Annotated in this window: 4 protein-coding genes; 2 read left to right on the top strand and 2 right to left on the bottom strand. The window is 69.4% G+C overall.

Annotated elements, in window-relative coordinates; all coding sequences use genetic code 11:
* Positions 1 to 335 precede the first annotated feature (335 nt).
* A complete protein-coding gene (locus tag HII36_RS11485; protein WP_217369401.1) occupies positions 336 to 1,316 on the top strand; it encodes a WD40 repeat domain-containing protein in 981 nt (326 codons plus the stop codon).
* Between the two features lie 453 nt (positions 1,317 to 1,769).
* A complete protein-coding gene (locus HII36_RS55630) occupies positions 1,770 to 2,021 on the top strand; it encodes a sialidase family protein (protein ID WP_217369400.1) in 252 nt (83 codons plus the stop codon).
* Between the two features lie 471 nt (positions 2,022 to 2,492).
* On the opposite strand, the gene HII36_RS11475 is transcribed toward HII36_RS55630, so the two are convergent.
* Together HII36_RS11475 and HII36_RS11470 are read right to left on the bottom strand one after the other, a co-directional pair.
* Positions 2,493 to 5,321 (bottom strand): TIM-barrel domain-containing protein, encoded by a 2,829-nt coding sequence (locus tag HII36_RS11475; RefSeq protein ID WP_173523102.1) that lies wholly within the window; start codon positions 5,319 to 5,321, stop codon positions 2,493 to 2,495.
* Complete coding sequence (locus HII36_RS11470) at positions 5,318 to 8,569, bottom strand: TIM-barrel domain-containing protein (protein ID WP_217369399.1); 3,252 nt, start codon at positions 8,567 to 8,569, stop codon at positions 5,318 to 5,320. Before HII36_RS11470 ends, HII36_RS11475 begins: the two co-directional genes overlap by 4 nt.
* Positions 8,570 to 8,574: the final 5 nt, after the last annotated feature.

The raw sequence follows: 8,574 nt of genomic DNA, 5'->3' as shown, positions 1-8,574 counted from the left end.
CCGCCGCACCGCCCACCCCCCACGACCGCGACGCCCGGCACGCACCGCGAAAGCAGCGTGACCACACCGATCAACCGGCTAGCGATCCGCGGCCGCTACCGCCTGCCACGCCGGCCGAAGCCTCCCGTCCTCCCGCCTCGTCGGCCCGGATGGGCACCCTCGAGCCGCCGGCCGGATCCGCGCCGGCCCCGACCAGATTCCACCTCAGCCGACGCGCTGTCCTGATCGCCCTGTCCACCACCGCGGCCGCGGCAGCAGCCGCTACGATCATCCCCCGCATGCTGCCCGACCCACCGACCGGAAATCACCCGCGAACCACGCAGCCCTCTCCGAGCGTGAGCCGCAGCACGCGCCCATTCGCCACCGGGAAACAGCTCGGCAAGCCTCTCACCGGCCACACCGACACCGTCTCGGCGGTGGCGGTCGGCACCCTGGACGGCAAGACCATCGCCGTGTCCGGCAGCTGGGACAAGACGCTGCGGGTGTGGGACCTGGCCACCGGGAAACAGCTCGGCAAGCCCCTCACCGGCCACACCAGGACCGTCTTGGAGGTGGCGGTCGGCACCCTGGACGGCAAGACCATCGCCGTGTCCAGTAGCTGGGAGGGGACGCTGCGGGTGTGGGACCTGGCCACCGGAAAACAGCTCGGCACGCCCCTCACCGGCCACACCGGCCACGTCTTGGAGGTGGCGGTCGGCACCCTGGACGGCAAGACCATCGCCGTATCCGGCAGCTGGGACGGGAAGCTGCGGGTGTGGGACCTGGCCACCGGGAAACAGCTCGGCAACCCCCTCACCGGCCACACCAGCATCGTCTCGGCGGTGGCGGTCGGCACCCTGGACGGCGAGACCATCGCCGTATCCGGCAGCAGGGACAAGACGCTGCGAGTGTGGGACCTGGCCACCGGAAAACAGCTCGGCAACCCCCTCACCGGCCACACCAGCATCGTCTCGGCGGTGGCGGTCGGCACCCTGGACGGCAAGACCATCGCCGTATCCGGCAGCAATGACGAGACGCTGCGGGTGTGGGACCTGGCCACCGGGAAACAGCTCGGCAAGCCCCTCACCGGCCACACCGGCCCGGTCTTGGAGGTGGCGGTCGGCACCCTGGACGGCGAGACCATCGCCGTGTCCGGCAGCTGGGACGGGACGCTGCGGGTGTGGGACCTGGCCACCGGGAAACAGTTCGGCAAGCCCCTCACCGGCCACACCCGCCCGGTCTCGGCGGTGGCGGTCGGCACCCTGGACGGCGAGACCATCGCCGTGTCCGGCAGCGAGGACAAGACACTGCGGGTCTGGAGTTGGGGATCGCCGTAGCCGGTCCCTGGACAGATGCTCGGTGAAGCTCTTGGCTGGTCGGGTCACGGAAGGACCCGTAACCGGTGGCCGGATCGGCATAAGCGAAGGCGCGACGACATTACGTCCCAAGCGACGACCACGCACTTCGATCCGATCGCACTCTTCCCGCAACCGGTACCCAGTCGCCGCGGACGTTCGGGTTCGAGGATTCGTCCATCCTGGCGGGCAGGGACCATGCTGCTGGCGTACACCGACGCAACGGTGTCAGCGCAAGGAGAAGGACCGCACGCGCACAGCAGGCCAACGAAGAGCTCTGGGCGCGAATCTCCAGCAAGGTCTATCACCAGGGGTGCTGGTACCCCATCCCGGCGCGGTCTCGCCCTTCCACTGACATCTGTTCCGCATGGCTCACTGACTCCATCTCCGCGCTCAACACCCGCTGCGGCCGTCCAAGCGGACACCGAGCCTGAAGTGTCGCTGTTCGAGTCGATCGACCTGGCGACCTCCAGCGTCGGCGCCCGCACCTACCGGATCCCCGCGCTCGAGGTGACCCCCGACGGCATGGTCGTCGCGGCGTACGACCGGCGCAACAACAGCTCCGGCGACCTGCCAGGCGACCTCGACGTGCTGGTGCGTACCAGCCGCGACAGCGGATGCACCTGGACCGACCCCGTCCTCGTCGCCGATCACCAGGGCGGCGCCGGCGCGGGCGACCCAGCCTGATCGTGGACCGCCGGACCGGCCGCCTCTTCGTGTTCTACGCCTACGGCCCGCCGGGCATCGGCTTCTTCAACTCCGGAAAGGGCAACGACCCGGACAGCAGGACGATCCTGCACACCGGCTACAACTACTCCGACGACGGTGGAAGACCTGGACCGCGCGGCGGATCACCAGGGACATCAAGGGCCCGTCCTGGAACGGCATCTTCGCCTCCTCCGGCACCGGCATCCAGCTTTCCTCGGGCCGACTCGTCCTCTGATCTTCGCATTTGCCCTGATGGACACCGATGGTGATCTAACACGCATGGCGGGCTGCGGCGGTGACCGTGACCTCCATGCCGGCGCGCCGGCTGTACTGGCGGATGTCCGCGCCAAGGGGTTTGCCTGCATGACCGGGCGCACCGAGGAACCACACCGGCCCCGTGCCTGAGCCGGGTGCCCCGCCACCGGTGGCGGCGGGGCACCCGTGGAACGGTCAGAAGGCGCCCGTGGTGGTGCCTGCCGATCCCGTCGCCGGCGTGGTGATCGTGTTGTTGCCGCCCGGCTCCCACGCGTCAGCCGTGTCGGGGAAGTCGGCCTCCTGGCGCTTGACGCACTTCCACTCGACCGTGGTGTTCGGCGGCAGCTTGGACACCGTGCCCGTCCACGTCGGGTAGGCCGTCGGTGACAGCTTCACCGCGCCGGCCACCGACCAGTTGCCGAGCTGGGGCACGTTGCCCACGGCGTACACCGACTGGCCGCTGGTGGTGGTGCCGTTGGCGCAGGAGAAGGTGGCCGAGACCGGCGCCTGCCCGAGGGTGAAGGCGAAGGTCTTGGCCGTGGTGACCGCCACCGACGCCGACTTGGCCACGATCAGGTTGCCGCCCGCGTTGTACCAGCCGCTGGCGGCGGCGTCGAAGGCCGCCTTGGTGGCGCGCTGGGTGAGCGGGCTGCCGTTCAGCGTGACCGCCGACGCCTGGGTGTCGGCCACCAGCTCGACGACGTTCTGCCGCGCGGACGGCGCCCCGGCGTAGGTGCCGCCGGCCGCGGCGACGGTGACCGTGGCGGTGGAGCCGCTGAGCTGCTGGCTGAGCTGCGTGGTGCGGACGGCGCCGCCCTGGTAGGCGGTGCTGGCGCCGTCGTCCTCGTAGAGGGTGAAGCTGCTGGAGCCGCCGGCGTACACGCGGGCGATGAGCTCGCCGCGGGTGCCGGCGTCGGTACGTTTGCCCATGACGTTCATCGTCTTGCCGTCGACGAACATCTTGGGGATGATCGCCCCGGCGCGGGCGAAGGCGGGCAGCCGGAAGACGCCGTTCACCCACAGCGGCCGGTCGGTGAACCACTGCCCGGTGCTGGTGAGCTTCTCCCCGGTGGCGTAGTCGTACCAGGTGCCGGCGGGCAGGTAGACGTCACGCTTGCGCTCGCCGGCCCCGGCGACGACGCCGACCAGCAGGTCCTTGCCGATGAACTTCTCGTGGCCCATCTCCCGCACGTTCGCGTCGTTCTGGTGGTGGTACACCAGCGGCGGCACCACCGGCTCGCCGCTGGTGTGGGCGCGGTGCGCGAGTGAGTAGTAGTACGGCGTCAGCTCGTAGCGTTGCCGCAGGTTGGCCAGGTTGCTGGCGGTGTGTCCGATCTGGTCGGGCGAGGTCTGCGCGCAGTTGCACAGGTTCTCGGTGTGCGGCCGGATCGGCACCTCGAACCAGGCGCCGTTGGCGAACCACTGGGTGTAGAGCTCGTTGAGGTCGGAGTTGAGCATCTCGCGGCGGAAGCCACCGATGTCGGAGCCGTAGTAGTCGATGCCGGACATCGACATGTGCATCTGCGCGTTCTGCTGCTGGGCCAGGGCGGTCAGCTTGGAGCCGATGTCGGCCGACCACATGGCAACCCCGTGCCGCTGCATGCCGCCCGCGCCGGAGCGGGCCAGCATGAACGGCCGCTTGGTGCCGGTGGTGGCGTAGCCGCGCGCGATGCTCTGCGCCCATTTCAGGTTGTAGACGTTGTGGTAGTCGGCGTGGGCGTGCTTGCCCGGCAGCACTCCTGCGGTCCAGTCGGCCGCGTCGTACATCTCGGGTTCGCCCAGGTCGAGCCAGTGTCCGAGAACGCCCTGGTCGATCAGCGGCCGGCGCTTGGCGGTGTGCCAGTAGTCGCCTGCCGCGTCCTGCGTCCAGTCGATCATGCCGCCGCGCCCCCACCAGTCGTTGGTGGTCAGGTACGTCGGGGCGCACGACGAGCACCCGGCGCGCACCAGGTAACCGCGTGACGCCATGTCGGCATGCTCCGGGTTGTTCTTGCCGATGTAGGACTCCTCGATCGTCATCAGGCCGATCCCGTCGGCCGAGGCGAGCGCGGAGATCTTGGCCGCCGGGTTGGGGAAGTTGGCGGTGTCCCAGCTCAGGGTGCCCATCCGGGTGTTGTCCGAGCCCGCGGTGACACCGCCGAACCACTGCAGGTCGAGCACGAACCCGTCGACGGGGAACCCCGCCGCGCGCAGCCCGCTCAGCCGGTTGTCGATCTCGCCCCAGTTGTCGTAGCCGAACTCCGACACCCACATGCCGAGTGCCTTCTTCGGCGGCACCGGCGGGCGGCCGGTCAGCTCCATGTAGTCCTTGCGCAGGTCGGGCAGGTCAGGCCCGGTCATGGTGTACCAGCGCACCTGGTCACCCCAGGTGTCGACGGTCCACGGGTCTCCGGTGAGGTTCCATTCCTGCTTGTAGACCTGGTCGAGGAAGAAGCCGTAGTTGAGGTTGGCGCCGCCGACCGCGAACAGCACGGGGATCTGCGCGTTGCCGACGGGCCCGTTGTCGGGGTCGTAGACCATCGCGTTGCCGTAGGTGCCGCCGGGGCTGCGGGTGCGCCCCACCCAGTCGCCGTCGGCGCTGCCGCCGGGGAAGAACTGCTCGCCCAGGCCGTAGGCGTGCTGGATCGAGCCCTTGGTGATCGTCAGGCCCTTCCACGCCGCGGCCAGGTTGCGCGGGCAGGCCTCGTACAGCAGCCGGGTCGGGTCGGAGACCTTCACGCACAGCGTGCCGGCGGTGACCTCCACCTTCATCGCGGCCGTGGTGAGCGTGTTGCCGCTCTGGTTGAAGCTGGTCGGCCCGGTGTAGTCGGTCTTGGCCACCTGCGGAGTGGTGAACAGCGGCGCCGAGACGCCTGGGCCGGCGCCGTTGGCCAGTTCGAAGTGCACCAGGTCGTCGTCGAGGAACTCCACGACGAGGTAGGTCGATCCGCTGGTGAACTGGACCCGCTGCACGGCCGCCTGCGCGGGCAGGGCGACCAGCAAGGGCAGCAGCAGGGCGCTCAGGAGCAGGAGTGCGCGTCTCATGGGCGGGCCACGATCAGGTGGTCGAGGTTGACGCCGCCGCTGCCGTACAGGATCTTCACGGAGCGGGCGCCCGAGGTCAGGGTCGCCGGCAGGGTGGCGGTGCCCCAGGTGTCCCAGGTGCCGGTCGACGGCATCGACAGGGTGCCGACGGTGACGCCGTCGACCTGCACGGTGGCCGTGGCGGTGGTGGCGACGCCGTTGGCGTAGCGGACCTTCAGCGTGTGGCTGCCGCTCGCGTCGGCCTTGACCTGGAAGGTGAGCGCGTCGCCGGCGGCGCTGAAGCCGTCCACGAAACCGGTGCCGGTGTAGCCGGGGTGGTCGGTGTTGGTGGAGGTGCCGGTGCCGGTGGCGAACTCGGCCTCATAGCCGGCCTTGTCGACGCCGTTGAGCGTGATGGTCCGGCCGGCCGCGGAGGCGGCCAGCTTGACGTGGGTGAGCTGCTGGACCGGGTCCCACCACCAGCCTTCCGTCGCCGATTTGAGCGCGGCCAGGCTGGAGCGGGCGGTGGCGCCGGTGACGCCGGTCGGCTTGGTGGAGGCGACCTGCAGGGTGCTGGTCGTGGTCAGGGCCGGTACGGTCACCGTCGCGGTGTGCGCGGCCCAGTTCTCCGCCGAGCCGATGGTGCGGTTCACGCCGGCGGAGTCCTCGAAGTAGGAGTAGGACGTCGAGCCGGCCGGGTAGATGCGGAAGACGAGGTTGGTGTAGCTGGTGACGCTGTTGCCGATCGCGCCGCCGAGCTGGTAGTCGGCGTTGAGGTTGAGCGGGATGATCGCTCCCGGCTTGGCGTAGACGGGGATGCTGTCCAGGCCGGAGTGGTAACTCTTGGTCGCCGGGCCGGTGGCGCGCCCGCCGTTCCACAGGTCGTACCACTCCCCCGCGGGCAGGTAGACGTTCTTGGTCGTGGCGCCCTGCGCGGTGATGGGGGCGACCAGCAGTTGCGAGCCGAACAGGTACTGCTGGTCGTGCGGTGCGGCGGCGGCGTCGCCGGGGAAGGCGAAGCTCATCGCGCGCATCATCGGCACGCCGGTGGCCGAGCTCGCCTTGGCCTCGGTGTAGAGGTAGGGGATGAGGTTCATGCGCACGTTGGCGAACTTGCGGAAGGTCGGCACCACGCTGGTGTCGCCGCTGCGGGCCTGCACGTTCCAGGGCGTGCGCGCCTCGGAGACGGACGGGTTGGCCTTCTCCGAGTGGTACTGCATGATCGGCGAGAAGGTGGCCTGCGCGGCCGAGCGCAGGTAGAGCTCGGCGCTGGGGAAGGCGCCGGTGAACCCGGCCAGGTCCCAGGCGGTGTACGGCACGCCGGACTGCCCGGCGCTGAGCTGGGCGCGCACGGCCTCCTGGAAGGCGGAGAAGCTGGAGTTCTGGTCGCCGGCCCAGAAGATGGAGTATTTCTGCGCACCGGACGTGCCCGCCCGGCTGAAGATCGTGTTCTGCGCGTTCTTGCTCTTGACGTAGGTGTTGTAGGCGCTGGTGTAGCTGTTGGGGTAGGCGTTGTGCATCTCGTCGCCCTTGCGTCCGTCGGCGAAGGTGACGTTGCGGCCGAAGACGGCCTCGCTGCCGTCGGTCTTGAAGCCGTCGACGCCGATGTCGAAGAGGTGGTCACGCTTGCTCATCCACCAGTCGGTGGCGGCGGCGCTGGTGAAGTCGGGCACCAGCGAGTCGCCGAACCACTGCCCGGCCGGGATCCGGTAGTTCGGCACCACGTGGTTCTGCGCCTGGGCGTAGGCCTTGTCGTTGAGGTGCTGCTGCGGCGGGGTGGAGGGGTTGGTGTCGAAGTTCTCCTTCAGCACCGGGATCTGCCAGAGGACGACCTTGATGCCCTGGTTGTGCGCGTTGGTGATCATCGCCTGGGGGTTCTGCCAGGCCGTGCCCGGGGGGAAGGTCAGATCGGAGTAGGCGAGCTTGCCGCTGCCCGGTTTCGGGGTGTAGGTGGCGCCGTGCCAGACGTAGAAGGTGGCCTCGTCGCTCCACTGCTCCAGCACCAGCGCGGTGTGCGGGATGTTGTGCGTGGTGACGTTGCTGAGCTCGGCGGTGACCTCGGCCTGGGTGTTCCACTCGTTGGCCGACATCCACACGCCGAAGGCCCACTTGGGCGGCAGCTGGGGGCGGCCGCTGACGGCGGTGTAGTCGTCGACGATCTCGGCCGGGGAGCCGGCGAAGAAGTGGTAGTCGAGGGTGGAGCTGAGCGCGCCCCCGGTGTCGACGGTGAATCCGGCCAGGTCGCTGAGGTGGGTGTTGAGGTTGAAGATCGCGTAGCGGGTGCTGGGGAGGTAGACGCCGTACCCGGCCGAGTTCAGGAAGAACGGCACGCTCAGGTAGGTGCGGCGGGTGGCGCCCTGGTCGCGGTACTGGTTGTAGACGTAGTTGTGCACGTCGGTGCCGCGCTGGTCGAGCCGGTCATAGCGCTCGCCGAAGCCCTCGAAGCGCTCGCCCGCGGGCGACAGGAAGTGGTCCTCGATCTTGGTGATCGTGGTGGCGCCGTCGCTGGCCCAGCCGATGTTGCGGAAGGTCGCCGGGTCGTACTGGCGGGTGATGAGCGTGGTGCCGTCGCCCTTGTAGACCGACAGCCGGTACGGCGTCTTCTGGATCTTCAGCACCAGCGAGCCGGTGGAGATGGTCAAGGTGGAGGCCGAGTTGGTCACCGTGTAGCCGCTCACGCCGGAGATGTTCAGGCCGCTGCCGCTGGGGGCGATCTGGGTGTGGAAGCGGTCGGGCGCGGGGAAGGCGAAGCGGATCTTCGGCGTGAAGCTGCCCGCGCTGTCGCCGGTGGTGACGTCCACCGAGGTGCCGTTGTCGGTGTGGCCGGTCACGTTGGTGACGGTGCTCCACGACGTGACGGTGAACGAGAATGGGCCGGTGCTGCGCTGCCCGGCGCCGTTGACGTCGGCGTGCACCGTGTAGGAGATCTTGTCGCCGCGGGCGAAGGCGCCCAGGGTGAGTTTCCAGTAGGTGTTGTTGCCGCTGTTGTGGTCGAACGCGGCGCCGATCGGGGTCTGGTTCACCCCGTTCCTGGTCCACGTCACCCACACCGTCTGGCCCGGCTGGATCGGCCAGGTGGTGGCCTTGATCTGGACGGGTTCGCCGGCCATCGGGTCGCGCGGTGAGCGCTCGGTCGGCTCGGTGGAGTAGAGCTCGTCGATGCCGGTGGGGTTGTGGTGGACGCCGTCCAGCGCGTACGCCGGGGCGTGGACGAGGGAGACGAGCAGGACGATGATCGCGACGGCGGCGCCGGACCGTAACCGTTTCACGTGCG

It is taken from the genome of Nonomuraea antri (genome assembly GCF_013283785.1).
Taxonomy (GTDB): Bacteria; Actinomycetota; Actinomycetes; order Streptosporangiales; family Streptosporangiaceae; genus Nonomuraea; species Nonomuraea antri.
The sequence above is the reverse complement of the archived record's forward strand: the minus strand, read 5'-3'. Positions and strand labels throughout refer to the sequence as shown.